30 protein-coding genes and 1 pseudogene are annotated in these 26,362 nt (G+C 73.0%); 12 read left to right on the forward strand and 19 right to left on the reverse strand.

Going from position 1 to position 26,362, the window contains the following annotated elements:
• Positions 1-162 precede the first annotated feature (162 nt).
• Positions 163-654, forward strand: a complete 492-nt coding sequence (locus tag BT341_RS14990) for a hypothetical protein (RefSeq protein ID WP_072476892.1) — start codon at positions 163-165, stop codon at positions 652-654.
• 25 nt (positions 655-679) lie between these two features.
• Here the strand turns inward: BT341_RS14990 and BT341_RS14995 are convergent, their stop codons facing one another.
• Positions 680-1,783 (reverse strand): FAD-dependent oxidoreductase, encoded by a 1,104-nt coding sequence (locus BT341_RS14995; RefSeq protein WP_072476893.1) that lies wholly within the window; start codon positions 1,781-1,783, stop codon positions 680-682.
• 60 nt (positions 1,784-1,843) lie between these two features.
• On the opposite strand from BT341_RS14995, the gene BT341_RS15000 reads away from it, so the two are divergent.
• Positions 1,844-2,272, forward strand: a complete 429-nt coding sequence (locus tag BT341_RS15000; RefSeq protein ID WP_072476894.1) for a MarR family winged helix-turn-helix transcriptional regulator — start codon at positions 1,844-1,846, stop codon at positions 2,270-2,272.
• Here BT341_RS15000 and BT341_RS15005 read toward each other — a convergent pair.
• From BT341_RS15005 to BT341_RS15020, 4 genes are read right to left on the reverse strand one after another with little or no spacing between them, the layout of a single operon-like run.
• On the reverse strand, positions 2,269-2,475 hold the full coding sequence (locus BT341_RS15005) for a helix-turn-helix domain-containing protein (RefSeq protein ID WP_072476895.1): 207 nt from the start codon (positions 2,473-2,475) through the stop codon (positions 2,269-2,271). The two genes, BT341_RS15000 and BT341_RS15005, sit on opposite strands and share 4 nt — an antisense overlap.
• Entirely contained in the window at positions 2,475-2,954 is a 480-nt protein-coding gene (locus BT341_RS15010) for a DUF2975 domain-containing protein (protein WP_072476896.1), read from the reverse strand. Before BT341_RS15010 ends, BT341_RS15005 begins: the two co-directional genes overlap by 1 nt.
• Before the next feature lie 31 nt (positions 2,955-2,985).
• Complete coding sequence (locus tag BT341_RS15015) at positions 2,986-4,167, reverse strand: PucR family transcriptional regulator (RefSeq protein WP_072476897.1); 1,182 nt, start codon at positions 4,165-4,167, stop codon at positions 2,986-2,988.
• 54 nt (positions 4,168-4,221) lie between these two features.
• Complete coding sequence (locus tag BT341_RS15020; RefSeq protein WP_072476898.1) at positions 4,222-4,851, reverse strand: class I SAM-dependent methyltransferase; 630 nt, start codon at positions 4,849-4,851, stop codon at positions 4,222-4,224.
• A gap of 50 nt (positions 4,852-4,901) precedes the next feature.
• Between BT341_RS15020 and BT341_RS15025 the strand changes: the two genes are divergently transcribed.
• Positions 4,902-5,369 carry a nitroreductase family deazaflavin-dependent oxidoreductase gene (locus BT341_RS15025; RefSeq protein WP_072476899.1) on the forward strand — a complete coding sequence of 156 codons (468 nt, stop codon included), beginning with the start codon at positions 4,902-4,904 and terminating at the stop codon, positions 5,367-5,369.
• On the opposite strand, the gene BT341_RS15030 is transcribed toward BT341_RS15025, so the two are convergent.
• Positions 5,359-5,892 (reverse strand): GNAT family N-acetyltransferase, encoded by a 534-nt coding sequence (locus BT341_RS15030; RefSeq protein ID WP_072476900.1) that lies wholly within the window; start codon positions 5,890-5,892, stop codon positions 5,359-5,361. The two genes, BT341_RS15025 and BT341_RS15030, sit on opposite strands and share 11 nt — an antisense overlap.
• A gap of 93 nt (positions 5,893-5,985) precedes the next feature.
• Between BT341_RS15030 and BT341_RS15035 the strand changes: the two genes are divergently transcribed.
• Entirely contained in the window at positions 5,986-7,338 is a 1,353-nt protein-coding gene (locus BT341_RS15035) for a pyridoxal phosphate-dependent decarboxylase family protein (RefSeq protein ID WP_143168893.1), read from the forward strand.
• A 145-nt stretch (positions 7,339-7,483) separates the two neighbouring features.
• The gene (locus BT341_RS15040) at positions 7,484-8,677 is read left to right on the forward strand and encodes a glycoside hydrolase family 18 protein (protein WP_425426357.1); all 1,194 of its coding nucleotides are present in this window, start codon (positions 7,484-7,486) and stop codon (positions 8,675-8,677) included.
• Between the two features lie 45 nt (positions 8,678-8,722).
• Here BT341_RS15040 and BT341_RS15045 read toward each other — a convergent pair whose 3' ends face one another.
• On the reverse strand, positions 8,723-9,136 hold the full coding sequence (locus tag BT341_RS15045) for a MerR family transcriptional regulator (protein ID WP_072476903.1): 414 nt from the start codon (positions 9,134-9,136) through the stop codon (positions 8,723-8,725).
• Positions 9,137-9,190: 54 nt separating this feature from the next.
• Here BT341_RS15045 and BT341_RS15050 point away from each other — a divergent pair, with 54 nt between their 5' ends.
• Complete coding sequence (locus tag BT341_RS15050) at positions 9,191-10,342, forward strand: MFS transporter (protein ID WP_072476904.1); 1,152 nt, start codon at positions 9,191-9,193, stop codon at positions 10,340-10,342.
• 3 nt (positions 10,343-10,345) lie between these two features.
• Here BT341_RS15050 and BT341_RS47280 read toward each other — a convergent pair whose 3' ends face one another.
• Positions 10,346-10,471: a hypothetical protein gene (locus tag BT341_RS47280; RefSeq protein ID WP_281255982.1), complete on the reverse strand. Its 126-nt coding sequence runs from the start codon at positions 10,469-10,471 to the stop codon at positions 10,346-10,348.
• A gap of 175 nt (positions 10,472-10,646) precedes the next feature.
• Here BT341_RS47280 and BT341_RS45305 point away from each other — a divergent pair, with 175 nt between their 5' ends.
• Positions 10,647-10,805 carry a hypothetical protein gene (locus tag BT341_RS45305; protein ID WP_177328807.1) on the forward strand — a complete coding sequence of 53 codons (159 nt, stop codon included), beginning with the start codon at positions 10,647-10,649 and terminating at the stop codon, positions 10,803-10,805.
• Between the two features lie 206 nt (positions 10,806-11,011).
• Here the strand turns inward: BT341_RS45305 and BT341_RS15055 are convergent, their stop codons facing one another.
• Together BT341_RS15055 and BT341_RS15060 are read right to left on the reverse strand one after the other, a co-directional pair.
• Positions 11,012-11,968, reverse strand: a complete 957-nt coding sequence (locus BT341_RS15055) for a LuxR C-terminal-related transcriptional regulator (protein WP_072476905.1) — start codon at positions 11,966-11,968, stop codon at positions 11,012-11,014.
• A 308-nt stretch (positions 11,969-12,276) separates the two neighbouring features.
• Positions 12,277-12,699, reverse strand: coding sequence for a DUF5709 domain-containing protein (locus BT341_RS15060; RefSeq protein ID WP_072476906.1), 423 nt, complete (start codon positions 12,697-12,699; stop codon positions 12,277-12,279).
• 96 nt (positions 12,700-12,795) lie between these two features.
• Here BT341_RS15060 and BT341_RS15065 point away from each other — a divergent pair, with 96 nt between their 5' ends.
• Positions 12,796-13,626 carry a cyclase family protein gene (locus tag BT341_RS15065; RefSeq protein WP_084742862.1) on the forward strand — a complete coding sequence of 277 codons (831 nt, stop codon included), beginning with the start codon at positions 12,796-12,798 and terminating at the stop codon, positions 13,624-13,626.
• 62 nt (positions 13,627-13,688) lie between these two features.
• On the opposite strand, the gene BT341_RS15070 is transcribed toward BT341_RS15065, so the two are convergent.
• The 4 genes from BT341_RS15070 to BT341_RS15085 all read right to left on the reverse strand — a co-directional run bounded on the left by BT341_RS15070 (position 13,689) and on the right by BT341_RS15085 (position 18,241).
• The gene (locus BT341_RS15070) at positions 13,689-15,989 is read right to left on the reverse strand and encodes a putative bifunctional diguanylate cyclase/phosphodiesterase (protein WP_245804983.1); all 2,301 of its coding nucleotides are present in this window, start codon (positions 15,987-15,989) and stop codon (positions 13,689-13,691) included.
• Between the two features lie 84 nt (positions 15,990-16,073).
• Positions 16,074-16,895: an ABC transporter permease gene (locus BT341_RS15075; protein ID WP_072476907.1), complete on the reverse strand. Its 822-nt coding sequence runs from the start codon at positions 16,893-16,895 to the stop codon at positions 16,074-16,076.
• Entirely contained in the window at positions 16,885-17,784 is a 900-nt protein-coding gene (locus BT341_RS15080; RefSeq protein ID WP_072476908.1) for an ABC transporter ATP-binding protein, read from the reverse strand. Before BT341_RS15080 ends, BT341_RS15075 begins: the two co-directional genes overlap by 11 nt.
• On the reverse strand, positions 17,693-18,241 hold the full coding sequence (locus BT341_RS15085) for a hypothetical protein (protein WP_072476909.1): 549 nt from the start codon (positions 18,239-18,241) through the stop codon (positions 17,693-17,695). The genes BT341_RS15080 and BT341_RS15085 overlap by 92 nt, the downstream gene beginning before the upstream one ends.
• Before the next feature lie 161 nt (positions 18,242-18,402).
• Here BT341_RS15085 and sigJ point away from each other — a divergent pair.
• Positions 18,403-19,239: pseudogene (gene sigJ / locus BT341_RS15090) on the forward strand (RNA polymerase sigma factor SigJ); the annotation flags it as partial.
• Between the two features lie 38 nt (positions 19,240-19,277).
• On the opposite strand, the gene BT341_RS15095 reads toward sigJ, so the two are convergent.
• Genes BT341_RS15095 through BT341_RS15105 form a run of 3 tightly spaced genes read right to left on the reverse strand, consistent with a single transcriptional unit; the run spans position 19,278 to position 22,744 of the window.
• Positions 19,278-20,786, reverse strand: a complete 1,509-nt coding sequence (locus BT341_RS15095; RefSeq protein WP_072476911.1) for an acyl-CoA synthetase — start codon at positions 20,784-20,786, stop codon at positions 19,278-19,280.
• A 5-nt stretch (positions 20,787-20,791) separates the two neighbouring features.
• Entirely contained in the window at positions 20,792-21,913 is a 1,122-nt protein-coding gene (locus tag BT341_RS15100) for a DUF5938 domain-containing protein (protein ID WP_072476912.1), read from the reverse strand.
• Positions 21,914-21,940: 27 nt separating this feature from the next.
• Positions 21,941-22,744: an SDR family NAD(P)-dependent oxidoreductase gene (locus BT341_RS15105; RefSeq protein WP_072481958.1), complete on the reverse strand. Its 804-nt coding sequence runs from the start codon at positions 22,742-22,744 to the stop codon at positions 21,941-21,943.
• A gap of 148 nt (positions 22,745-22,892) precedes the next feature.
• On the opposite strand from BT341_RS15105, the gene BT341_RS15110 reads away from it, so the two are divergent.
• The gene (locus BT341_RS15110) at positions 22,893-23,525 is read left to right on the forward strand and encodes a TetR/AcrR family transcriptional regulator (RefSeq protein ID WP_072481959.1); all 633 of its coding nucleotides are present in this window, start codon (positions 22,893-22,895) and stop codon (positions 23,523-23,525) included.
• Here BT341_RS15110 and BT341_RS45310 read toward each other — a convergent pair.
• Positions 23,522-23,689: a hypothetical protein gene (locus BT341_RS45310; protein ID WP_177328808.1), complete on the reverse strand. Its 168-nt coding sequence runs from the start codon at positions 23,687-23,689 to the stop codon at positions 23,522-23,524. The genes BT341_RS15110 and BT341_RS45310 overlap by 4 nt on opposite strands.
• A gap of 243 nt (positions 23,690-23,932) precedes the next feature.
• Here BT341_RS45310 and BT341_RS15115 point away from each other — a divergent pair, with 243 nt between their 5' ends.
• Together BT341_RS15115 and shbA (BT341_RS15120) are read left to right on the forward strand one after the other, a co-directional pair.
• On the forward strand, positions 23,933-24,886 hold the full coding sequence (locus BT341_RS15115; RefSeq protein WP_245804984.1) for a hypothetical protein: 954 nt from the start codon (positions 23,933-23,935) through the stop codon (positions 24,884-24,886).
• 198 nt (positions 24,887-25,084) lie between these two features.
• Positions 25,085-25,714, forward strand: a complete 630-nt coding sequence (gene shbA, locus BT341_RS15120) for an RNA polymerase sigma factor ShbA (RefSeq protein ID WP_072481961.1) — start codon at positions 25,085-25,087, stop codon at positions 25,712-25,714.
• 18 nt (positions 25,715-25,732) lie between these two features.
• Here the strand turns inward: shbA (BT341_RS15120) and shbA (BT341_RS15125) are convergent, their stop codons facing one another.
• Positions 25,733-26,245: an RNA polymerase sigma factor ShbA gene (shbA, locus tag BT341_RS15125; RefSeq protein ID WP_072476913.1), complete on the reverse strand. Its 513-nt coding sequence runs from the start codon at positions 26,243-26,245 to the stop codon at positions 25,733-25,735.
• Positions 26,246-26,362: the final 117 nt, after the last annotated feature.

A 26,362-nucleotide genomic window follows, 5' to 3' on the forward strand; every position in this document is an offset into this window, starting at 1 on the left:
GCCCGGTGCCACCGGAAGGTCGCATGGAGACGGCCGTTCGGACCAAGCGGCCAAACATGTTTGTTCCCGGGCACAACGGGCGCGGACCCACCATCGGACGATCCGTACGCCGCCGCGCCCGACCCGCAGAGGAGACGGTTTCTGTTGCCCCAGGACCCTTCGATGGTGGCCATCGCGGCCACCGCGCGCTGGCGGGCCCGGATCGTGGCGGCGGCCGCGAGCGCGGGGATCACGCTCACCGACCCGCAGGCCGGCGTGCCGGGCATCCGTGTGCTGGCCTGCACCCCGGGCGCGCTGGCGGCGATCGTGCCGAGGCTGGGCGGCCCACCGGCGCGGGCGGCGATCGGCGCGCATTCGGACTCGATAGCCGACCTCGAGCTGCGCGACGCGGTGGCCGACGTGGCAGCCCTGCTTTCGTTGCACGGCAACGTGGTGCTGGACCTCGACGCACCGGGCCACGGCGGCGCCCGGGCCCGGCCGGACGTGGTGGTCTCGGCAGGCGTGGACCGTCCCGAGTGGACGGAGCCGGCGGTGACGCTCCCGGTGGGCACGGACCGGCGCGGGGGTCCGCTCACGGTGGCGCTCACCGCCGGTCCCGGCTTCGAACGAACGCTGCTGGAACTGGCCCGGCTGGTCGAGGCGGACGCGGCTTAGCGTGGCTGCCGGGAGCGGAACCGGCTCAATGCTCACCGCGGTGGTTGCGGGCCGCGACCGCCGCCGCGGCGAAACCGTTGTCCAGCATCTCTTTCTCGTACGCCGCGACCGCGTCCGGCAATGGCTGGCCCGACACCAGGCGTCCCGCCAGCACACCCGCCTCGTGCAGGGCCACTCCCGCGCTGACGCCCGCCGGTGGCATCGGGTGCGCCGCGTCGCCCACCAGCGTCACCGGAGCCGGTGACCACCGCCGCGGCCGCTCGGACGTGTAGACGTTCGCAGGCATCGCGTGCGCCGGGTCGCCCTTGCGGATCAGCGTGCCCAGCGACGGGTGCCAGTCCGCGAGCGTCTCCGCCGCCAGCTCGATCAGCTCGTCTTGGCCCAGCCGGAACAGGTCCGGGCCGAACGGTGCTGTCACCGCCCACATCACGTAGTCCTCGCCCGGCGGGAAGCCGAACTCGGCCGGGTCGCGGCGGAACCGCTGTGCCGCCAGCGCCAGCCGCCTCTCGTCCGGCCCCGCCACGCCCAGGAAGCCTTCGAGCGCCGCGTCCGGCGTCAGCGCCCGCGCCTCGGCCGTCAGCGGGGTCCGGCCGTAGATCAGCCGCGCGTCCTCGACCGTCAGCGGGAAGCCCGGCACCAGCAGGCGCCGGATGCCCGAGCCGACCCCGTCGGCGGCGACGAGCAGGTCGCCGTCTTCCGTGCTGCCGTCGGCGAACCGGACGCGGACGGTGCCGTCGTCGAGCAGCGTGTACCCGGCGAACTCGGCGCCGAACCGGGTGCAGGAGGTCAGGCCGCGCAGCATGATCCGGCGCAGCGTCAGCCGGTCGGCCGTGAGGCCCGCGGTGCCCGGGGGCAGCGGGATCTCGGTGAACGAGTCGAGACCGGGCCCGGCGACGCTCACCCCGCGGCCGGTCCGGCAGGAGGTTTCGACGGCCTGCTCGTACGCCTCGGCCGGCAGCCACTCGCGCAGCGCGGCGTCCCCGTCGCCGTTGATGTGGATCCGGTAGCCCTGGGCGCGGGCGTCGATCGCCGCGTCGCGTTCGAAGAGCCGGACGTCGATGCCGTGCCGGCGCAGGCCGTGGGCCAGGCACGGGCCGGCCAGTCCGGCACCGCTGATCAGTACTCGCACGATTACCCCCGAAGCGAGATGGTCTCAAATGAGACTGTCTCGGATGCTAGCGTTCCCGCCATGGAGGCTCAACCGGTCGACCCGGCCACGCTCGGGATGCTGCTCTACCGCGCTCACCGCCTGGCGCGCGCGAAGTCCAACGAGGCGGCCCGGCCGGCGGGCATCGAGCTGCAGCACGCGGGGGTGCTCTCGGCGGTGCGGACCGGCGGTGTCCGCAGCCAGCGTGAGCTCGGCGCGGCCCTCGGGGTCGACAAGTCCACGCTGGTGCGGATCGTCGACGACCTCGAGCGGCGGAACCTGGTGCGGCGACAGCGATCCCGGCACGACCGGCGCGCGTACGAGATCGTGCTCACCGAAGACGGCGAGCGACGGCTGGACGAGGCGAACGGCCTGTTCGCCGACGCGATGTCCGGCCTGCTGAAGGTGTTCGACGACGAGGAACGGCACCGGCTGCACGAGCTGCTGAGCCGGTTCGTCGCGCAGGACTAGTCGTCGACCCACTCCAGCAGGTCGCCGGGCTGGCAGCCGAGCACCCGGCACATCGCTTCGAGCGTGCTGAACCGCACCGCCTTCGCGCGGCCGTTCTTGAGCACGGCGACGTTCGCCGGCGTGAGCCCGACCTTTTCGGCGAACTCCCCGACGCTCATCTTCCGCTTGGCCAGCTCGACGTCGATGCGCACGACAATCGGCATCAGATGACCGCTTCCAGGTCGGACCGCAGCGCGGTCGCCTGCCGCAGCAGGGCGCGCATGACCACCATCAGCAGGCCGAGCACGGTGATCGCGACGGTCACCAGGAACAGCAGCATCGGCATGCCCGGGTCGTCGGCGTTGAACCCGACGAAGACCAGCATGCCGGCGAAGACCAGCCACGCGGCCGCGATGGCCCAGACGATCACGTCGACCCACTTCAGGGACGCGCTGGTGAAGATCCGGTCCTTCTTGACCAGCGTCAGCAGCTTCCACGTCGCGACGAGGACCACCTCGACGCACAGCACGAGGAACACCGCGATGGCGGTCAGCGGCCAGCGCAGGTTGGCGTCGTGCGGGTTCTGCTGAGCCAGGTAGGCGATTCCGCCCGGCAGTGAGAGCGTCTGGAACACGACGAGGATGCCGAACAGCACCACGAGGAACACCCGGAGCGCGGCCACGGCGCGTCTTTCGGTCAGCATGTGTCGACTATCGCTGGAAATCTATCGAAAGTCAATCGGTCGAGCCGGGCTCCAGTCGCACCGACTCGAGGGCGACGTAGAGCTCGCCGATGTCGGCGGGGTCGGTCAGGTCGCGTTTCGTCAGCTCCTGGACGCGGCGCAGCCGGTAGCGGACGGTGTTGGGGTGCACGAACAGCCGGTCCGCGGCCTCCTTCGCCGAGCCGTGGCCGCCGAACCACGCGAGCAGCGTGTCGAGGAGCACCTTCCGCTCCGCGCCGGGCAGGGCGAGCACGCCGGCCAGCGCGGACCGCACGACGTCGCGGGCCATTCCCGGCGCGGCGGCGACCAGCGTCGTCACCGGCGAGTCGCCGAACACGACGACCCCCGCGGTCGCCGACGGCAGCGAGCGGCGGGCGATGCGGGCCCGGTGCAGCGCGTCCGGGACGTCGGGGAACCCGCTGAACGGCTTGCTCAACCCCGCCGCCACGGGCAATGCGCCCAGGGTCTCGCGCAGCCGCCGCACGTCCTCGACGCGGTCGATCGCTACGAGACCCGCTTCGCCGCCGGGCCGCCAGGCCGAGCGCCAGCGGCGGGCGCGCAGCAACGCCTCGACGCTGTCGTGCTCCTCGGGCTCGACGCGTTCGGTGACCACGGCGACGAACATGCCCGCGGTCGGCAGGCCCAGCTCGCGCGCGGCGGCCTCCATCTCGGCCTGGCTCGCGAGCCGGCCGCGGAGCAGGTCGTCCAGCAGCCGCGCGTTCGCGTGCGACGGCTCGGCCGCGACCTCCTCGTACGCCGTGGTCAGCGCGTCGGAGTAGAGGTCGATCGCCTTCCAGACGTAGGAGTTGATCTCGATGGTCCGCGTGGGGTTGAGGAACTCCGGGCCGGCCAGCTCGAGCAGGGCTTCGTAGACGAAGGTGCCGCCGATCCGGAACGCGCGCAGCACCGCGGGCAGCGGGATGCCCTGCCGGGCTTGGGCGAGCCCGGTCTTGCGGGCGGCGTCGAGGGCCAGCCCGCGGCCCTCGGCCAACGCGGTCAGCGCGCGTTCGAGGTTGGCGTGGCAGACCTGGCGCAGCTCGCCGGGCGCGACGGCGTCGACCTGGCGGTAGAACTCGTCGGCTTCGCTGAGCACGCGGGCGAGGCGGTCGGCGAACTCCGGCAGCCGGGCCAGCATCTCCCGCACCAGCTCACGGTGCTCGCGAGAGACCGGCTTGGCCGGAGCATCGATGCCCATTCCTCACCTTAGCCCGGGTCCGCGGCCCGGAACATGCACCGACTTGAGCAAAATTCACGTCCGCGCGGGCTTGCGCGCGGTCAGGTGGACGTGCGGTTCCCCGGTCGCGCCGGGGTGCTCAGGGACGAACTCGGAGCGGGTTTCGCGGACGATCTCCAGGCCCGCGGCGCGGAGTTTTCCGGCCAGGGCCTCGGCGGCGAAGCTGCTCGCGCGCACCGGATGTCCCATGAAGACGATGCCGACGCCGTCGACGTCGGCGGGCACGGTCGCGAACACGAGCAGGCCGCCGGGCTTCAGCCACGCCGAGATCCGGCCGATCATCGTCTCCTGGTCGGCGCGGGGCAGCTGCAGCATCGAGAAGAAGGCGGTGATCGCGTCCCAGGTTCCGTCCGCGAAGGACAGTTCGCGCATGTCGCCGAGTTCGAACCGGGCGCCCGGCACCTGCGCCCGCGCGATCTCGACCATCTTCGGCGAGACGTCGTACCCGGTGACGGCGTGACCGGCCGCGGCCAGCAGTTCCGCGGTGGGCCGGCCGGTGCCCGAACCGAGGTCGAGCACCTGCGCGCCCGCGGGCAGCCGCTCGGCCAGCGCGGTGATCGCGTCCCGCCGTTCGGTCAGGTTCCGGAACGCGTGCTCGTAGTCCTTGCCCAGTGCGTCGAAAACTTCGGCGGCGGATTCGGTCATGCCCCGACCTTGCCAGAAGACGCCCCGGCTAGGGTTCCGCCGTGGCTGCGTTGCGGAAGGTGTTCGCCGGGTTCGGCAAGAGCCGCGCGTTCGGGGTGCTCGGGCGGGCGCTCGTCCCCGCCGACCGGGTGCTGCTGCGGGTCAGCGGCGGACGCCTCGGGGTCGGCGCGGCGGTCGGGCTGCGGACGCTGCTGCTCACCACCGTCGGGCGGCGCAGCGGTGCCCCGCGGCAGGTGCCGCTGCTCTACGTCGAGCGCGGCGGCGGGTACGTCGTCATCGGCTCGAACTGGGGCGGCGAGGCGCACCCGGCGTGGTCGGCGAACCTGCTGGCCCGGCCCGAGGCGACGGTCACGATCGGCGGCCGGACGATCGAGGTCACCGGGCGGCTCCTGACCGGGGACGAGCGCCGGGAGACGTGGGACGCCGTCGCCGCGTACTGGCCGGCCTACGACCGCTACGCCGTGCGCGCCGGGGACCGCGAAATCCGGGTCTTCCTGCTGGAGCCGGTCAGTCGATGAGGTCGGTGTGCCGGATCCGGTACACCTGCAGCCGCAGGTTGTAGTACTTGTCCGTCTCGCCGACCCACCGCATGCCGAGCCGCTTGGCGACGGCGATCGCGCGCGTGTTGTTCGGCCGTGCGACCGCGAACAGCTCCTCGGTGTCCTGCGTGAACGCCCACTCGATCAGCGCCGTCGCCGCTTCGGACGCGTAGCCCTGGCCCCACGCGCCCGGCGCCAGCTGCCAGCTCAGCTCGAGGTCCTCCTCGAACGGCGGCAACAGCCGGATGCCGAGGCCGCCGATCACCGCGCCGTCCTCGATGCGCTCGACGGCCCACCGCCCGCGCGGCGGCGGCAGGTTCGGCTGCGCCTCCTGCCACGCGTTCAGCACCGCGCGCATCGCGCCGATGTCGCCGACGCGGTCCATGGCCGGGGTGAGCCAGTGCGTCACGTCTTCTGCGCCGTAGATCTCGAACGCGGCTTCGGCGTCGTCCACCGTCCAGTCCCGGATCACGAGCCGGTCGGTGTGCAGCGGGATCTCCATACCAGGACGCTACGCCGGGCGCCCCGCGATTGTTCCCCGCGCGGACGGATGTCACTTCGCCCGCGCGGGCCTACAGTCGCCCTCGTGGACGACCTGCGTGACCTCCTCACCCGCGCCGCCGAGCTGGCCGCCGCCCACCGGGCGGGACTGGCGGACCGGCCGGTGGCCCGGCCCGCCGATCCCGCCGTCCTGCGCGCGGCCTTCGGCGGCCCGCTCCCCGCCGGCCCCGCGGATCCGGCGAGCGTGCTCGAAGAACTCGCCCGCGCCGCCGAACCCGGCCTGGTCGCCACGGCGGGCCCGCGGTTCTTCGGCTTCGTCATCGGCGGGGCGCTCCCCGCCGCCACCGCCGCCGACGTCCTCGCGGCCGGCTGGGACCAGAACGGCTTCAACGCGGTCCTTTCCCCGGCCGCGGCCGCCGCCGAAGAGGTCGCCGGCGCGTGGCTGAAGGAGCTGCTCGGCCTGCCCGCGACCGCGTCCGCCGGTTTCGTCACCGGCGGGCAGGCGGCGAACACCGTCGGGCTGGCCGCCGCGCGCCACCACGTCCTCGCCGAAGCGGGCTGGGACGTCGAACGCGACGGGCTCGCCGGCGCCCCGCGCGTCCGCGTCGTCGCGAGCGAAGAGCGGCACGCCACCATCGACCGCGCCCTGCGGCTGCTCGGTTTCGGCACGCGGGCCGTCGAGCCGGTGCGGGCACGCCCCGACGGCGCCATCGACGTGCAAGACCTCGAGCGGGCGCTGGGTGACCGGCCGCAGATCGTCTGCCTCCAGGCGGGCAACGTCAACACCGGCGCCTGCGACGACCTCAGGACCGCCTGCGAGCTCGCGCACCGGCACGGCGCGTGGGTCCACGTCGACGGCGCCTTCGGCCTCTGGGCCGCCGCCAACCCGGGGACGGCGGCGCTGCTCGACGGCGCCGAGCTGGCCGACTCGTGGGCGTGCGACGGCCACAAGTGGCTCAACGTCCCCTACGACTCGGGTTTCGCCTTCTGCGCGCACCCGGAGGTCCACGCCGAGGCGATCGCCTACCGCGCGGCCTACCTGACCGGCGCCGGCGAGGTGTCCGGCATGGGGGACCTGACGCTGGAGTCGTCGCGCCGCGCCCGCGGGTTCGCGGTCTGGGCGGCGCTGCGCGAGCTGGGCCGCGACGGTGTCGCCGAGCTCGTCGACCGCTGCTGCCGCCTGGCGCGCCGGTTCGCCGCCGCCCTCGCCGCCGGCGGCGCCGAGATCGCCAACGACGTCGTCCTCAACCAGGTGCTGGCCTCCTTCGGCGACGACGCCCGCACCGACGCGCTCGTCCGGGCGATCCAGCTCGACGGGACGTGCTGGCTGGGCGGCACGACCTGGCGCGGCCGCCGCTACCTGCGGATCTCGGTGTCGAACTGGTTGACGACCGAGGCCGACGTCGACCGCTCGGCGGCGGCGATCCTCCGGCTGGCCGGCCGGTAGCCGTCCGCGGTGAATCCGCACCCGGCCGCGGAGCCATCGTGAAATCCCTTGACCGCACCGATTCGGTCTGGTCCGCAATGGTCTGGACCTGTTAGCCTCAGCACGACCGCCCAGCCGGTTCCGGAAGGAAAATCCCGTGCTCCGCATGAGAAAACGCATCGCTGTCGCCGTGCTCGCGCTGGCCGGCGCGGCCGTCGCCGCGCCGCCCGCGGAAGCCGGGCAGGCCCACGGCAAGGTGATGGCCTACTTCGCCGACTGGGACGTCTACGCCCGCAACTACCACGTCAAGGACATCGAAACCTCCGGCTCGGCCACGAAGCTCACCCACGTCAACTACGCGTTCGGCAACGTGACGGGCGGCGGGTGCGCGGTCGGCGACCCGTGGGCCGACCACGACATGCCCTACGACGCCGCCACGAGCGTCAGCGGCCAGGCGGACAGCACCGAGCCCGGTGCCCTGCACGGCAGCTTCAACCAGCTCCGCGAGCTGAAGAAGCTGCACCCGGGGCTGAAGGTGCTGTGGTCGTTCGGCGGCTGGACCTGGTCGGCGGGCTTCACCGAGGCGGCGAAGAACCCCGAGGCGTTCGCGCAGTCCTGCTACGACCTCGTCAACGACCCGCGCTGGGCGGGGGTCTTCGACGGCATCGACATCGACTGGGAGTACCCGAACGCCTGCGGCAACACGTGCGACACGAGCGGCCCGAAGGCGTTCACCGGGCTGGTCAGGGCGCTGCGCGCGAAGTTCGGCCACCGGCTGGTGACCGCCGCGATCACCGCGGACGGCTCGGAGAACGGCAAGATCGACGCCACCGACTACGCCGGGGCGAGCCGGTACCTCGACTGGTACAACGTGATGACCTACGACTACTTCGTCGCCGGTGCCAGCCCGACGGGCCCCACGGCGCCGCACTCGCCGCTGCGGGCCTACCCGGGCATCCCGGCCGCCGGCTACTACGCCGACGCCGCGATCCAGAAGCTGCGCCACCAAGGTGTGCCGTCGTCGAAGATGCTGCTGGGCCTCGGATTCTACGGCCGCGGCTGGGACGGCGTGACGCGGAAGCAGCCCGGCGGCACCGCGACCGGCCCGGCGCCGGGCACGTACGAAGCGGGTGTCGAGGACTACAAGGTCCTCAAGAACACGTGCCCCGCCAACGGAAGGATCGCGGGCACGGCGTACGCGAAGTGCGGTTCGCAGTGGTGGAGCTACGACACGCCCGAGACCGCGTCGGCCAAGGCGGGCTACGCGAAGTCGCAGGGGCTGGGCGGGGTGTTCGCCTGGGAGCTGTCGGGCGACACGGCGAACGCGGAACTGCTGCGCGCCATCGCGGGCCGCTGCTGAAAGCTGGAGGGCCCGGGCGCGATCGCGTCCGGGCCCTTCGTCCACTCAGGACAGCTCGGGGATGTTCGCGGCGGGGATTCGCGACGTGCCCGAGGCGCGGTTGTACTCGAGCACCGCGTCCAGGTACTCCGAAATCGCGTCCCGGTTGCGCAGCAGGCATTCCGCCCGCCGGGCCATGCGGTCGCGCTGCTCCTCCAGGGTCGCGATCATCTCCGGTGTCGCGTCCGGGAAGTAGATCGTGCGGGGCTTGTCGAGGCAGGGCAGGATCTGTTTGATGATGCGGGTGGGCAGCCCGGCGTCGAGCAGCCCGCGGACCTGCAGCACCCGGTCGACCGTCGCCTCGTCGTAGTCGCGGTAGCCGTTCGGCCCGCGGGAAGCGACGATCAGGCCCTGTTCCTCGTAGTAGCGGAGCAGCCGGCGGGACGTGCCGGTGCGCTCCGCGAGCTCGCCGATCCGCATGTGTGCCACCTCACGTAGACCTTCACATAGATGTGATGGTTTGAGCATAGCGGCATGACGAGCACAGAAGTCCTGCCCCGCACCGCTTTGCTGTCCCTCACCACCGCCGCGTTCGTCACGGTGCTCACCGAGGCGCTGCCCGCCGGCGTGCTGCCCGGCATGAGCGCCGGCCTCGGGGTCGGTGAGTCCGCCGCCGGACAGGCCGTGACGGTCTACGCCCTCGGCACCGCCCTCACCGCGATTCCCCTCGCCGCGGCCACGGCCACCTGGAGCCGCAAGCGTTTGCTGCTGGCCGGCGTCGCCGGGTTCGCCGTCGCCAACACCGTGACGGCGCTGTCGGCGGACTACGTCTTGACCATGGCCGCCCGGTTCGTCGCCGGGGTCGCCGCCGGGGTCGTCTGGGCGCTGCTGGCCGGGTACGCGCGGCGGCTGGCCCCGGCGCACCTGCAGGGCAAGGCGATCGCGATCGTCATGACGGGCATCCCGCTGGCGCTCTCGCTGGGCATCCCGGCCGGCACGTTCCTCGGCGGGCTGCTCGGCTGGCGCTCGGCGTTCGGCGTCATGTCGGCGATCGCGGTGGTCCTGCTGGCGTGGATCACCACGGCCGTGCCCGACCAGCCCGGCCAGGCCCGCGGCCGCGTCCCGGTGCTGCGGACGCTCGCGGTGCCGGGCGTGGTGCCCGTGCTGGTCGTGACGCTCGTGTTCGTGCTGGCCCACACCGTCCTGTACACCTACGTCGCCACCTTCCTGGCCCACGCCGGGATGGGGGACGCGGTGGACGTCGTCCTGCTGGTGTTCGGCGTCGCGTCGATGGCCGGGATCTGGGTCGTGGGCGCCTGGATCGACCGCGCGCTGCGCCCGCTGATGATCCTCAGCACGATCCTGGTCGCGGTGGCCGCGGCGCTGCTGGCGGCGTTCTCCGGCAGCCACGTTCTGGTGTACGCCGCGGTGACGCTGTGGGGTCTCGGCTGGGGCGGCGTCCCGACGCTGCTGCAGACGGCGGCCGGCAACGCGGGCGGCGAAGCCGCGGACAACGCGCAGGCGATGCTGGTCACGCTGTGGAACGCGGCGATGGCGGCGGGCGGCGTCGCCGGCGGCGTCCTGCTGGACGCGGCCGGGCCGATGTCGTTCCCGTGGACGCTGCTCCTGCTCCTGCTGCCGGTCCTCGCGGTGGTCGCCGGCGCCCGGCGGCACGGCTTCCGCTGAGCGTCAGTCGTCGTCTTCGGACGGGCGGGACCGGACCCAGTGCAGGGTGTCGGCCTCGGGCCACCACCCGGCGGGCTCGGGCCGCGGACGCGAGCCATCCTCGGCCCACCAGCGCTGCTCGTCGCCCATACCGGCGACGCTAAGCGGGGAACGGGCGGCGGCACACCGGTCGAGGGCGGCCAACGTCCGGTTCCGGCCGGTTCGCGGCCGGCCGGAACCGGACAGTGGCCGAACCCGCCCCTCCCCGTCGCGGGTGGGCGGGCCTTAGATTGAGTCGGGAGATCACTTCGCGGGGAGGACGAACATGATCAGGCGAGTACGAGCGGCCTGGGTGGCGATCATCACGGCGGCGGCAGTCGCGACGCTGGCAGCCCCGGCGGCGCAGGCCGCGGACGTGGGCAAGCCGAAGACGGATTGCGTGTGGATCTGGACGGTCGAGGGGCCGGCCTGCCATTGGCAGTAGGGCCGCGGGCGGAAGCGGGTCGGTGGGGCGCCAGCGGCCCCGCCGACGCGGCGCGGCCGGCGCGCGTGAGCCGATCGGCGGCCGTGGAGGCGCGCAGCCGGACCACGGCAGCGGCGGCCCGCGGGTGGTCGAGAGCCTGCGCGGCTGGGGGCCGTGGAGGCGCGCAGCCGGACCCGAGGCCGTGGAACCGGCCACCGCCGCCGGGATCAGCCCAGCCAGCCCAGCCTCGTGGCCGCGAACACCGCCGCCACCCGGTTGTCCGCCTGCAGCGCCTCCAGCAGCCCCTGTACGTGCCGGCGGACCGTTCGCTCGCTCACGTCCAGGTGGCGGGCGATCGCGCCGTCCGTCATGCCCGTTGCCAGCAGGTCCAGCACCTTCGCCTGGGTCGGTGTCAGGCCGTGGCGGGGCTCGGCTGCCGGGCCGTGCACCTGCACCGCCTGGCTCCACACCAGCTCGAACAGCATCCGCAGCGCCGCCACGATCGTCGGGCTGCGGATGAACAGCGCGCCCTCCATGCCGCTCGGGTCCAGGGGGACCAGCGCCGAATGGCGGTCGGCGATCACCATCTTCATCGGCAGCTCCGGGGCCACCCGCATGGTCCAGCCCGCCGCCACGCTCGCGTCCACGACCTCCTTCGCACCCTCGAACTCCAGTGCCGCGCGCTCGTACACGTTCCGCAGGCTCACCCCGCGCTCGGTCACCGCGTCCGGGAGCCGCATCACCGTGCCCGCGTCCGGCTTGCGCTTGAAGTGGCGCGTGGTGAACGTCAGGAACTCCTCGCGCGCCGACAGGCACAGCTCCAGCGACAGCGAGCCGATGCGCCGCGGGTCGGTCAGCACCTCGACGGCCGTGTCGCCGCCCGAACCGTTCGCCGCGCGGTACACCGCCTGCAGCATGTCCAGCTGCTGGCGCGCCGCGACGATCTGCCGCTGCTGCTCCAGCAGCCGCTGCTGCGCGCCGAGGATGGCGTGGTCGACCGCGCGCACCGGCTCCATCGGTGCGATCACCGGGTCGTCGCGGTAGTCGCGGCGCACGAACCCGCGTTCGAACAGCTCCCGCATCTCCGGGCTCTCGGCCCGCGGGTCGTCCAGCGGTACCGGCCCGGTGCGCACCATCGCGTCGTACAGCGCGCCCGCGCCGGGCGTCAGCAGCCCTTCCAGCATCCGTGTCCCTTTCCGGCAGCGCGGAGCGACCCGGCCGGATCCGGACACGACCGCTCTGCCGCCTACCCCACGCCCCGGCCCCGGGAAAGGATTAGGCCGATCGCGAAATCGGGGCCGGACTCGTCGTGGGGGCGGGTCCGGCCGCCTACCAGCGCCGCGACGGGTCAGGTGGACGGCCGTTTCCTCTGCGGGGCCGAACTCGTGGTGGGGGCGGTCCGGCCGTCTAGCCAGTGCCGTGACGGGTCGCTCAGGCGGACGGCCGCTGGCGGAATCGGGGCCGGACTCGTCGTGGGGGCGGGTCCGGCCGCCTACCAGCGCCGCGACGGGTCGATCACGTGGACGGCCGCTTCCTCCGCCGAGGCCGCGCCGCCGTCGATGCCCGCGTCGGATGCGTACAGCTCCTCGTCGGTGTCCTCGCCGAAGCCCTCGTCCGACGCCACCAGACGGCCCGCGCGGACGTCGCCGACCTCGTCGTCGATCAGCTCGCCGTCGGTGTCCTCGCTGTCGCCGAGGCCGTCGCCCTCGGTGTCGGCCAGGTCCGGGACCTCGCGCGCGAGCCGGCGTTCCCAGCTCTCGCCCTCCGCGGCTTCGCGTGCGGTCGTGCCCCATTCTTCCGTTTCCCGCGGGCGTTCCGGCGGTGAATAGCCCTCCGCCAGCTCGTCGCGGTCGTCCAAAGTGTCCTCGGGGTCGAGGATCCCTTCGTCGGCGTGGTCTTCGATGTCGTCGTCCATGCGCCCATCCTCGCGCAGGCTCCTTGGCCACGCGCCGCCCGGGTGATATCACGTGCAGGCCGCCGCACGGGCGGTGTTCCGGTGAAAGGTGATCCCATGCCGATGAGACGCAGGGTGCTGGCCGCAGGGCTGGCCGGGGTGTTCGGCGCCGCCCTGTCCGGGCGGACCGCGCAGGCCGCGCAACCCGCGGCGCCGCCGGTGCGGCTCGACCAGCTGAACCTGGTCAACCTCTCCCACGTCAACGACCCCGCCACGACGAACGTCTTCCCCGGCGACCCGGCGTTCACGCTGGAGACGATCGCCACCATCCCGAAGGACGGCTACTACCTGCAGTTCGTCCGCGAAGGCGAGCACACGGGCACGCACTGGGGCGCACCCGGGCACTTCAACGCCGGCCAGCCGCTCGCCGACGACATGGACCCGGAGGACCTCTTCCGGCCCGCGGTCAAGATCGACGTCCGGGCGAAGGCCGCGGCCGACCCCGACTACGGCGTGACCATCGACGACCTCAAGGCGTGGGAACGACGGCACGGAAGAATCCCGGACGAGTCCGTGGTCGTGCTCTGGACGGGCTGGGACGCCAAGTGGGGCACGCCGGCCTACCCGAACACCGGCGCCGACGGCGTGCTGCACCAGCCGGGCTTCTCGATCCCCGCGGTGCGGTGGCTGATCGACACGGGACGCCTGGGCCGCCGCGGCGGCACGGGCACCGACACGTTCAGCCCCGACGTCGGCACCGACGAGACGTACACCGTGTCGAAGCTGGTGTACCAGCGCCACCGGATCAGCCTGGAGATCCTGGCGAACCTGAAGGCGCTGCCGACGACCGGCGCATGGGTCCTCGCCGGCGGCCCGATCAACCGCCGGGGAGCAGGCTCGACCGCGACGATCTTCGGCGTGCTGCCGCCCGGGGTGACGGCGGACTGAGCCGGTCGTGAGTGAGAAACAGGGCCAGAACACTGTTTCTCACTCACGGCCACCCGGGCGTGCTAACCCGCCGGGATCGTCGACAGCCGCAGGGCGGGCAACGGCGCCGGACGCCCGAACCGATACCCCTGCGCGGACGTGCAACCCGCCCGCGTGACCAGCTCCGCCTGCTCCGCCGTCTCGATCCCCTCGGCGACCACCGCCAGGTCGAGGTCCGCGCACAACCCCACCAACGAGCGGCACAGCGCCGCGTCCCGTTCCGGCTGGATGCCCGTCGTCAGGGCGCGGTCCAGCTTGAGCAGGTCGACCGGGAGCGCGTGCAGCACCGTCAGTGAGCTGTAGCCCGCGCCGAAGTCGTCGAGTGCCACCCGGACGCCCAGTTCCTGCAGCCGGCGGATCGCCGCCGCGCCCGCCGTCAGGTCCGGGACCGGGACCGTCTCCGTGATCTCCACGACGAGCCGGGACGCCGGCAGCCCGTACCGGTCCAGTGCCGCCGCGACGCTCCGCTCCAGCGTGGCCGCGCCGAGGCGGCTCGCGCAGACGTTCACGTGCACCGTCAGGTCCAGGCCCGCCGCCGTGATCTCCCGGCACGCCAGGTCCAGCACCAGCGCGTCCAGCTCCGCGCCGAGACCCGCCCCTTCGGCCGCGCGGACGAAGGTCTCCGGCGAGACCGCCGTGCCGTCCCGCGTCGTCCAGCGGGCCAGCGCCTCCAGCGCCACCGGGGCCTCGTCGGCCAGCCGGACGATCGGCTGGAACACCAGGCCGAACCCCTCCGGGATGCCGCCGGCCGCGCGGCGCAGCGCCGTCGGGAAGTCGGGCGGGCCGTCCTGCGACGGCTGGTACACCACCGTCGTGTCCTTGCCCAGCCGCTTGCCCGCGTACATCGACGAGTCCGCGCGGCCCAGCAGCACGTCCGCGGTGACCAGCGGCTCGGCCGGGTCCGGCACCACCAGGCCCATGCTCGCGCGGACCGACACGAGCGTCCCGTGCACCGCGAACGGCCGCCGCAGCGCGCCCTGGATCCGGTCGGCGACCGCCTGCGGGGCCTCCGGCTCGCCTTCCAGCAGGATCGCGAACTCGTCGCCGCCGAGCCGCGCGACGGTGTCGGTCGAGCGGACGCAGCTCAGCAGCCGCTGGGCGACCGCGTGCAGCAGGACGTCGCCGCCCGCGTGCCCGAACCGGTCGTTGACCTCCTTGAAGTCGTCGAGGTCGACGAAGATCAGCACCAGCGGCGCCTCGACGGCTTCGACGGCCCGGTCCAGCCGGTCGGCGAACAGCGCGCGGTTGGCCAGCCCGGTCAGCGGGTCGTGGTAGGCCTGGTGGGTCAGCTGCTGCTGGCCCTCGTACACCCGGCGCAGCAGCAACCTGTTGTCCAGCAGCGAAAGCAGCTGCCGGGCCAGCACGAGGAACACGACGAGCACGCCGACGAACACCTCGACGCCGTCCGGTCCGGCACCCGCCAGCAGTTGCACGGTGATCAGCAGCGCCACGGCGGTGACCGGGACGTACGGCAGCGCCAGCTGCCACCAGTCGACGCCGCCCGGCTGGCCCGCGTCGTCGCGGCGCCGCGCGTTCGGCGTCACCAGCAGGGCGAACGCGATGAACAGCGGCCCGAGGACGAACCCGCCGTCCGACCACGGCTTCATGCTCTCGGCGCCGATGCTGACGAGGTAGGCGAACACGCTGTCGGAGCAGGCGAGCGCCACGATCCCGACGGCGGCCAGCAGCAGGTTCGCCCGGTAGGGCCGGTCCACCCGGTCGAACACGACCAGCAGCACCGCGACGACCACGATCACCAGGTCCGACAGCGGGTAGGCGATGGCGACGGCCCAGGTGAGCGCGTCCGGCGCGGTGGCCCTGACCAGCTGCCCGAGCGCCGCGGTCCAGGTCAGGATGAACAGCGAGCCGGTGACGACCAGGCCGTCGAGCACGACCGCGACGCCGAAGTGCGCGGTCCACTGGGCGGGCTGCCAGCGTTCGCGGTCCGGGCGGACCCGCGCCCGCGCCAGGACGATCAGCGCGGCGAGGGCGAACACCGGGAAGCTCAGGTAGCCGACGTCGGCCGGCGACGGCGACGGCAGCCCGCGCCCGTCGACCAGCTGGTACCAGGACCAGACGCACTGGCCGAGCGACCAGCCGGCCATGCCGGTCGCGACCAGCACCCGCCACCAGCGCTGGTGCCCGCGGACCCGGCGGGCGACCAGGACACCGCAGACGACCGCGCCGACGCCGGCGCTCAGCTGCATCGCGTCGTCGACCCACTGCGCGAGGGTGTCGCCCCACGGGGCGAAACCGTTCACCACGACCAGGGCCACGGTGACGACCACGAGCAGGATCGCCACCGGGTACCGCCGCACTGTCATGGCACCTCACGTGGGTCACCCGCCGGTCGGACCGGGAAACACTACACCGCCCGTGACCGGCCACAAGCGCACCGCACCGGGTGGTCAGGCGATGTCACGCCGATGCAGCAGCCGGCCGCCGAGCAGGCCGAAGGCGACCAGGTACGCGGCCAGCACGACGGCGGCTTGCCCGGAGCCGACGATCCCGTCGGCCCCCGGCGCGTCCGCCCCGAACGCGGCGGCGAGCGCGCCCGCGTTCGGCCCGGGCAGCGCCTTCTGCAGCTGCGCGACCCAGTCCAGCAGCGGCGCGGCGACCGACGCCAGCAGGTTCTGCACCGCCAGCAGCCACACCAGCCCGAGCCCGATCGGCAGCGCGACCGAGCGCAGGCCGATCGCCAGCAGCACGCCCAGCACGCCCCACATCGTCGTCACCAGCCAGCCGGCGCCGAGGCCGAGCACGACGTCCGAGGCCGGCGGCCAGGACTGCGGCTGGTCCTGCAGCGACGCGACCACCGCGCCGGCCCCGGCGGCCGCGGCGAACAGCGCGAGCACCACGGCGAGCGCCGCGACCGCGACGGTGACCAGCTTCGCGGCGTACACGGCGAGGCGCGACGGGTGCTGCACCAGCACCGTCTTCCAGGTGCCGTAGCCGTATTCGCTTCCGGCCACGAGCACGCCGAAGATGAGCGCCAAGGCACCGACGAAGATCGGCAGACCGCCGAGGGCGCTGCCGACGAACGCGTCCGGCAGCATCGCGCTCAGCCCGCGGCCGGCGCCGGGACCGCCCGACACGGGGGTGCCGCCGAGTGCCGCGTAGGGGACGACGTAGCCGAAGGTCAGCGTCAGGACGACGGCCACGGCCAGCAGCAGCCAGCTCGCCGGGCGGCGGGACTGCTTGGTCAGCTCGGCTCGGATGTCACGCAGCATGGCCGGTGCCTCCGGTCAGGGCGAGGAAGGTCTGCTCGAGGTCGGGTTCGTGCCAGCGCAGCTCGGTGACGGTGCACCCGGCGCCGACCAGCTCGGCGTTGACCCGCCCGGCCTGGCCGGGGTCGACGTCGAGTTCCAGGGCGTTCCCGTCGACGCGGACGCGGCCGGCGCCGTAACGCCGTTCGAGGTGCTCCCGGGCGCGCTCGACCGGGTCGGGGACGACGCGCAGGGCACCGCCCGCCCGCAGGCCGGCCACGGTGGTCTCGGCGACGAGCCTGCCGTGGTCGAGCACGCCGACGCGGTCGCAGATCTGCTCGACCTCGGCCAGCAGGTGGCTCGACAGCAGCACCGTGCAGCCGCCGGCGGCGAGATCACGGAGGGTGACGCGCATGTCGGCCATGCCCGCCGGGTCGAGGCCGTTGGTCGGCTCGTCGAGGACCACGAGCTCGGGGTCCTTCAGCAGCGCGGCGGCGAGGCCGAGCCGCTGCTTCATGCCGAGCGAGTACGTCGAATACCGGTCTTTCGCGCGGTCGGCGAGGCTGACGACGTCGAGGACGCCGTCGACGCGAGCGCGCGGCACCCCGGCGTGGTCGGCGAGGACCCGCAGGTTGGCGCGCCCGGACAGGTACGGGTAGAAGGCCGGGCCTTCGATCAGCGCGCCGACGCGGGCGAGGCTGGCGGGGCCGGGTCCGGCGCCGAAGAGCCGTACCCGGCCGGACGTCGGCCGGATCAGGCCGAGCAGCATCCGCAGCGTGGTCGTCTTGCCGGCGCCGTTCGGGCCGAGGAAGCCGTACACCTCACCGGCGAGCACCGACAGGTTCAGGTCCTCGACCGCGGCGGCCGGTCCGTAGCGTTTGGTCAGCGCGGTGGTTTCGACGGGCAGCGGCATGGGTCTCCTTCCGGATGCGGCCCCACGGCTTGAAGACCGAGAGGACGCTGGCGAACAGCAAGAGGCTCGGGGCGACGACGACGGGGTAGAGCAGCCCGCGCGCGTCTCCGGTGGCGGCGGCTTCGGCGATGCCGGGCCGCAGCGCGACGAGGATCAGCACCGCCATCAGGAGGTTGACGGCGAGCTTGGCGGCAACCCACCAGTAGCGCACGAGCCCGTACCGGCTGCCGAGGCCGAGGACGACACCGGTCCCGAGCGTGAGCACGGCGGCGGTGAGCATCGGCCACACGGCGAAGAGCGGAAGCGCGTTCAGGCCGGCGGTCCGCACGGCGTCGTCGCCGGAGAGGAGAGCGGTGCAGGCGAGGACGCCGAGGGTCGCGTCGATCCCGATCCACGCACCGGCCGAGACGATGTGTGCGACCAGGAACCACTTCCGCGCCCGTGGCTTGAGGGCCATGGGGCCTCCTTTCGGATGGCTCCCATGGTGGTGCCGGGGCAGGCCGCGGTCGTCCGCTCGCGGACGGCTCTTGCGGCTACGCCGGAACACGTACGCGGGTACGGCCGGTGTGTCACGACGTCCGGCTGTCACAGATCGCCCCCGGCGTTCGTCAGGGCGGTGTGACCGATGTTCTCCGTGAACGGCCCCGGGTGATCGGGATCGCCTACCGGCTCCTGGGTTCCCTGAGCGACGCCGAAGACGTAGTCCAGGAGGCCTACGGCCGGTGGTATGCCCTGCCCGAGCCGCGGCGGGCGGCGATCGAGCGGCCCGGTGCCTGGCTGACCACGGTCGTGAGCCGCGGCTGCCTCGATCTCCTCGGCTCGGCGCGGGTCCGGCGGGAGCGGTACGTCGGCGAGTGGCTTCCGGAGCCGGTGCCGGGCGAGTTGCCGGCCGACCCGGCCGAGCACGTGGCCCTCGACGAGTCCGTCACCATGGCCTTCCTGGTCGTGTGCGAGTCGATGACACCGGCCGAGCGGGTCGCGTTCGTGCTGCACGACGTCTTCGGGTACGCGTTCGCCGAGGTCTCGGCCGTGCTGGACCGCACTCCGGCGGCGTGCCGGCAGCTGGCCTCGTCGGCCCGCCGCCGGCTCCGGCCCGGCCGCCGGCCCGCTCCGGAGCCGAGCGCGTCGGTCGTCCGCGCGTTCAAGATCGCGTGGGAGGCCAAGGACATCCCGGGCCTGATCGGCCTGCTGGACCCGTCGGCGGTCGCCGTCGCGGACGGTGGCGGGCGGGTGAGCACCGTGCGCCGGCCGGTCCGGGGCGGGGCGCGGCTGGCGCGGTACGTCGTGGAGCTCACCGGCCGGATCCCGGCGATGACCCTGGTGGAACGCACGGTCAACGGGCGTCCCGGGCTGGTCGCGCTGCGCGGCGGCGTGGTCGAGACGGTGCTGGCCTTCGACGTCGGCGGCGGCGTCGTCCGCCGGATCTGGGCCGTGCGGAACCCCGGCAAGCTCCGTCACTGGCAGGTGGCGGGACACCCGCCGGTGACGGCAGCTCAGCCCAGCAGCTGGGCCTTCACCTCGGCCTTGAGGACCTTCCCCACCTTGGACCGGGGCAGGTCCGGCCAGACGAGCACCTCCTTGGGCGCCTTGACGCTGCCGAGCAGTCCCTTGGCGAACTCCCGCAGCTCCGCCGCGGCCACTTCGCGGCCCGCGTGGACCTGCACGACCGCCGTGACCTGCTCGCCCCACTTCGGGTGCGGCAGCCCCACCACGGCGCAGTCCCGGACGGCCGGGTGGCGCATCAGCGCCTGCTCCACCTCGGCGGAGTAGACGTTGAAGCCACCGCTGATGATCATGTCCTTGAGACGGTCCACGATGTACAGGTAGCCGTCGGCGTCCAGGTACCCGACGTCCCCGGTGTGGTGCCAGCCGTCGCGCGACACCGCGGCCGTGGCGGCGGGGTCCCGGTAGTAGCCGGCCATCACCAGCGACCCGCGCACCACGATCTCCCCGCGCGAGCCCGGCGGCTGCCGCCTGCCCGCCTCGTCCACGATGGCCACCTGGGTCAACGGCGTCGGCTTGCCCGCCGAAGCGAGCCGGGACTCGGCGAGCGAGCCGTCGGGCCCGAAGTGGTCCGCCGGCGCCAGCGTGGAGATCATCATCGGCGCCTCCGACTGCCCGAACAGCTGCCCGAGCACCGGCCCGATGCGCTCGATCGCCTCCTTCAGGCGCGCCGCCGACATCGGTGCCGCGCCGTACCAGAGGCACTGCAGCGAACCGAGGTCGGCCGTGTCCAGCGCGGCGTTGTCCAGCAGCAGGTAGATCAGCGTCGGTGGCAGGAACGCGTGCGTGATCCGGTGCTGCCCGGCCAGCGCGAGGAATTCCGTCAGGTCGGGTGACGGCATCACGACGATCTCGCCGCCGAGCGTCATGACCGGGAAGCACAGCACCCCGGCCGCGTGGGTCAGCGGTGCGAGTGCCAGGTACCGCGGCCGCCCGTCGAACGGATAGCTCAGCAACGTCAGTGCCGTCATCGTCTCGATGTTGCGGCCGGTCAGCACCACGCCCTTGGGCCGTCCCGTCGTGCCGCCGGTGCCGGCGATCATCACGACGTCGTCCACCGGCCGGGCTTCCCACGGCGAAGCCTCGCCGAGCCACGGCCCGAACGAGCCGTCGTCGAGGCAGACCACCGTCTCCAGCCGGGGCAGGTCCGGCCGGATCCGCTCGACGAGCGGCGTGAACGACGACTGGTGGATCAGGCACGTGCAGTCGAACAGGTCCAGCAGGTCGCGGTTCTCGCCGGCCGCGTTGCGCGGGTTGACCGGGCACCAGACCGCGCCCGCGCGCGAAATGCCGAAGACGCACGCGAACGCGACCGGGTCGTTGCCGGACAGGATCGCGACCTTCTCGCCCGGGCGCACGCCGGAGCGGGCCAGCGCCCGGGCGACCCGCCAGGACAGCTCCTGCACGGCCGCGTAGCTCAGCGAGACGCCGTCCATGGTCAGGCACGGCGCGTCCGGGCCGAGCGACGCGCCCTTGTCGAGGTAGTCGGTCAGGCGCATGGCGATCAGGTGTGCACCGTCAGGACCGGCGCCTGCACCAGGCCGAACCCGCGCAGCACGCCCAGCAGCTCGCGGTGCCCGAACGCCTGGCACGCCGAGGCGAACCCGGCCCGCCGCGGTGGTTGCTGCAGCAGCGAGTAGGCCGCGTACGCCTGCATCAGGCCCGTCTGCTTGTAGTTGCACGTGCCGTGGATGACGCAGTGGGCGCGCCCGGCGGGCCCGGACGCGTGCACCGAGTCCAGTGACGTGTTGACGCGCTGGTTCTCCCGCGGCGGCATCTCGTCGCGCACGGCCGCGGCCTGCTCGTGCAGCACCTTGAGCTTCTCGGCCTCCGGCAGGCCGTCGACCTGCTCCAGCACGGACTTGACGATCAGCGGCACGCCCTGCATGAGCGCCTTGTCGAAAACGCCGCCGAGGGCCTTGACGTTCGCCACGCGCGGGTCGCGCCTGAACCACACCGGGTGCGACGTGCCGCCCCACGGAAGCGCCAGCCCGATCTCGTGCCGGCCCGGCACGGCGACGTCGTAGAGACCGGCGTCGGCGGGCCATTCGGCGTAGGTGTCCTGCTCCAGGTAGTACGCCTTGGACAACGCGGCGTTGACGAGGATCGTCTGCGTGGAAGCGACGGTGGGGTGGCCCTTCCAGAACACCAGGATGTCCAAAGTGTCCAGTCCCGGGGTTTCGAGGCAGAGGTTCGCGGCGATCTCGCCGGTCGTGTACATCTGCGCGATGCCCGGCGAGAGCAGCAGGCCGCGCTCGGCCATCCGCGCGCCGTACCGCTCGTCGCAGGTGATCAGCCAGTCCTGCTCACCGGTGGTGTCGACGTAGTGCGTGCCGCTGCGGATGCACGCCTCGACGACCTCGTGGCCGTACTCCGCGAACGGCCCGACGGTGTTGCAGACGACGCTCGCGCCGTCGAACAGCTCGGCCAGCGACTCGGCCTCGTGGCCGACTTCGACGACCTCGTGGTCGACCGTGTCGAGCCCGGGAACGTGGTCGAGGGCGGCCTGGACGCGGGCCTTGTCGCGGCCGGCGGCGGTGAACGGGACGTGGTACTCGCGCAGGTATTCGCAGATCAGGCGGCCGGTGTAGCCGGACGCGCCGTAGACGACGACGGGCTTGGTCATGGTTTCAGCGCCTTTCGGGAGAGGGGGTCACATGCCCATGCCGCCGTCGACCGGCAGGCCGGCGCCGGTGACGAAGCGGGCGGCGTCGGAAGCCAGGAACACGACGGCGTCGGCCATGTCGGTGACCTCGCCGAGCCGTCCGGCCGGGGTCTGCCCGACCACCGCGCCGATCGCGTCCTCGACGCTGGGGAACAGGCCCAGCCGGACGACGTCGGTGGCGAGCTGGTTGCCCATCTCGGTCGGCACCAGGCCGGGGTAGACGCAGTTGACGCGCACGCCGTAGCCGAGCTTCCCGGCCTCCATCGCGGCCACGCGGGTCAGGCGGTCGACCGCGGACTTCGTCGCGGAGTAGCCGGCGATGCCGGGGAAGGCGATGGTCGCGGCGACCGACGCGATGTTGACCACCGCGCCGCCGTGCCCGGCCGCGCCGCCCGGGCGCATCGCGCGGAACGCGTGCTTGATGCCCAGCGCCGTGCCCAGCACGTTGACGTCCAGCATGCGCCGCACGTCGGCCGGGTCGAGGTCGGCGACCAGTCCCGAGATCTCGACGCCGGCGTTGTTCACGACGATGTCCAGGCCGCCGAGCTCGGCGAGCGTGGCGGTCACGGCCTGCTCCCAGCTCGCGTCGTCGGTCACGTCGAGCGGGACGAACGCGGCGGTCGCGCCGGTCTGCTTCAGCGCGTCGGCGGTCGCGCGGCCCAGGTCCTCCCGGATGTCGGCGATCACCACCGCCGCGCCGGCCTTGGCCAGCGCCTCCGCCATGCCGGCGCCGAGACCGCGCGCGCCGCCGGTGACCAGCGCCGCGCGCCCGGACAGGTCGTATCCACCCATGTGCATCTCCTCCTTGAGACGGCCGGGCCACAGCATCGGCCAAGTTCTGGACAGTCGTCAAGACTTTCTTGGACACTCGTCAAGGAAAAGTTGGTCAAGTGCCCGATAGACTGATCCCCGGCAACCCAGGAAGCGACGGACGGTGCAGGTGACAGAGGCGAAGGAACGGACCCGGGACCGGATCTCACGCCGCCAGGTCGACAAGTTCGAGCAGCGGCGCGCGCAGCTGGCCGAGTCGGCGCTGCAGACGCTGGCCGAGCTCGGCTACGCGCGGACCAGCCTGCGGGAGATCGCGCAGAACTCGGAGTTCTCGCACGGCGTGCTGCACTACTACTTCGCCGACAAGGTCGAGCTGCTGACCCACTGCGTGCGGCGGTTCGAGGAAGTGTGCGTCACCCGATACGACGAAATCGTCGCCCGGGCGCGGACGGCGGAGGAGCTGGAACGGGAGTTCGCGGCGGCGATGGCCGCGACGCTGCGCACCGACGCCAAGATGCACCGGCTCTGGTACGACCTGCGCAACCAGAGCCTGTTCGAGGAGTCTTTCCGCGCCGACGTGCTCGAGATCGACCGGCGCCGCGAGGAGATGATCCACCACGTCGTCGCGCGCTACGCGGAGCTGGCCGAAAGTGCCGAGGACGTGCCGCAGCAGGTGGCGTACGCGCTGCTCGACGGCTTGTTCCAGCAGGCGCTGCTGCGGCACCTGGCCGGCGCGGAGGACGCCGCGGCCGGGCTGGAACGCCAGGTCCCGCCGGTGCTGGCGCGGCTCGTCGCGCGCTAGGGGCCCAGGCGTTCGTGCGGGGTTCGCGGGGCGGGCACGACGAACGCGATCGCCGTCGCCAGCATCCCGGCGAACAGGGACAGGTGCGCGGCGGCCGGCACGGCACTGACCAGGAACAGCCGCAGCGACCCCGAGATCAGCAGGCGCCACATCTTCGGGCTCATGATCAACAAGTACCCGCCGGGCGGCGGTGGTCACGCCACGATCACCCGCCAGGGTGGCGGCTCCGGGGGTGCCACCGGTGGAAACGAGCGTGTGCGTCGCCGCGGAATGGTTTCTCCGGTTTCCGGTTCCGTCGCGGAGGAAACCGCGGGATAACGATCCGTTTGGCCGTCCCTCGATCGGCTGGACATCGGCGGCGGCGCTGACCAACATTGGTCCCCGGCGAGAATGGCGAGGGAGGAACGGTGGACCTCAGTGCGGCGGACGTGGTCGAGGAACTGAAGGTCCTGCGCAAAGGGAGGGGAATTTTCAGCACACCGCTCGCTGATCGCGTCGGTCCCGCTTTGCGGGCCGCATTCGGCATTTTCGGAGATGACGACAGCACGGCGGTGCGGCGTAAGCTCACCGACGGGCTGCGGCCGCTGGTCGAGTCGCTCCCGGAGGACCTGAAGATCGCGCTGCTGGCGGCGTTCGCGCTGGACGAGCGGGCGCGCAAGCCGTTCTACCAGGAACGGGTGCACTGGGCGGCGCGCACGCTCGACCGCGACGACCGGACCGTCCGGCGGCGCATCGACGAAGGAATCGAACACGTCGCGGCGATGGCCGTCTCGGCCGGTGAACCGCTTTCCCGATCGCGCTTTCCGAGCCGCGGCTGGCACACCGAAGAACTGCGCGTCACGCTCGCACTCGACCGGCCGGTGCCCGAGGCGTTCGAATTCCGCCGAGTGGTCGCCGACGCCGACGAAATCGCCGAACTGGACCTGGCACTGACGCTCACCGCGCCCGGAGATCCGGTCGGCGAATCCGATCTGGAGGTCGACGTGTTCCACGGCGGCGTGCTCGCCGGCCGGGTGATGGAGTCGAGTGACCGGATCGGGCTGGCGTTGCGGCTGCCGGCGCCGTTGCGCCGCGGCGAGCGCCGCGACCTCGGCCTGCGGTTCCGGGCGAACCTGCGCGAACCGCACTACGTCTGCGTCCCGCGTCACCCGTGCGAGGTGTTCGACCTGCACGTCCGGTTCGGCGACCGGGTGCCGGGCCGGATCGTCCGGCTCGACAAGGCGTCCCAGGAGGACACGGCCACGCTGCGGGGCCCGGTCCTGGAGCCCGACGGCGCGGGGGAGGTGCACGTCCGGTTCCGGGATCTGGCGCCGGGCTTCGCCTACGGGATCCGGTGGCAGCCGGGAGTGACCGCCGGGTAACTCCCGTGGCATGTCGCCGGTTAACGGACAATATCTGGACAACACCCACGCGGCTGCAACGTTGCAGGTCAGCGCCTCGATTACTCCGGATGTCGGACCGGAACCGGCCGAACCGTCCCCGGACCCGTGTGGTCCATTGTGGACAGCGGTGCGCCCCGGCGGTCCGGTGGACGAGGCGAGGAGGGACCTGTGGAAACCATGACGGCGGAGACGGCGGTCGACGGCTACGTCGTGCTCGACGAGCTGCCGCGGCCGGACGGCAAGCTGACGAAGGAGCAGCTCGACCCGGTCGTGGCCGCGGCGCGCACCGGCGACCCGGACGCCGTCCAGGCGCTGCTGCGGCTGATCAAGCCGACCGTCGTGCGCTACTGCCGGGCCCGGATCGGCGGCCGCGACCTGTCGTACCTGTCGGCCGACGACGTCGCCCAGGAGGTCTGCCTGGCCGTGCTGAAGGTGCTGCCGGGCTACCAGGACCGCGGCGGCTCGTTCCTGTACCTCGTGCGCGCGATCGCCGCGAACAAGGTCGCCGACGCCTTCCGCTCGGTGGCGCGCGACCGGTCGAAGCCGGTGCCGGAGCTGCCGGACCGCCCGCTCGGCGGCAACGAGCCGGAGAGCCACGTGCTCGACCTGGACCTCGGTGCCCGGCTGGGCCGGCTCATGGCGTCGCTGCCGCCGCTGCACCAGGAGATCCTGTCGCTGCGGATCGTCGTGGGCCTCTCGGCGAACGAGACGGCGGAGGCGCTGGGCATCTCGGCGGGCAACGTCCGCATCACGCAGTACCGCGCGCTGGCGAAGCTGCGTGGCATGATCCCGGACGGCGGGCTCTGACGGTCACTGCGGCGCGGCTCAGCCGGCGACCACCTTCCGCAGCTGGCTGAGCGCCCGGTGCTGGGCGACGCGCACCGCGCCGGGCGTCGAGCCGACCGCGGCCGCCGTCTCCTCCGCCGACAGGCCGACCACCACGCGCAGGACCACGATCTCCCGCTGCTTCTCCGGCAGCCTGCGCAGCAGCTGCGCCATGCGCTCGTTCAGCTCGCGGCGCAGCGCGTGGTGCTCGGGGTCGGTCGACCAGTCGGGTTCATCGGGCAGCTCGGCCGCCGGCTCGTCCCACTGCCGCGCGGCCGCCTTGCGGGCCGCGGCGACCTTCTGCCGGGCGATGCCGCAGACGAAGTTCGGGAACGGCCGGTCCGGCGGACGGCGGGGCAACGCCTTGAGCAGCGCGACGCAGACGTCCTGCGCGACGTCGTCCGCCGAGCGCCAGGTGCCGTCGCCGGTGCCGAGGCGGGCCCGGCAGTACCGCACCACCAGTGGCCGTGCCGCGGCCAGCAACCGGTCCGGAGCTTCCTCTGCGGTCGTCATGGCTTCCCCTCCGCTGCGTCCGGCAGGGGCTACCCGTTTTCCGCGGAAATCGATCCGCGGCGCGGCGATTCCCGGGGAATTCCGGGGTAATCGTGTGCCCGGCGTCGATCCCGAGGT

It is taken from the genome of Amycolatopsis australiensis (genome assembly GCF_900119165.1).
Lineage (GTDB): Bacteria > Actinomycetota > Actinomycetes > Mycobacteriales > Pseudonocardiaceae > Amycolatopsis > Amycolatopsis australiensis.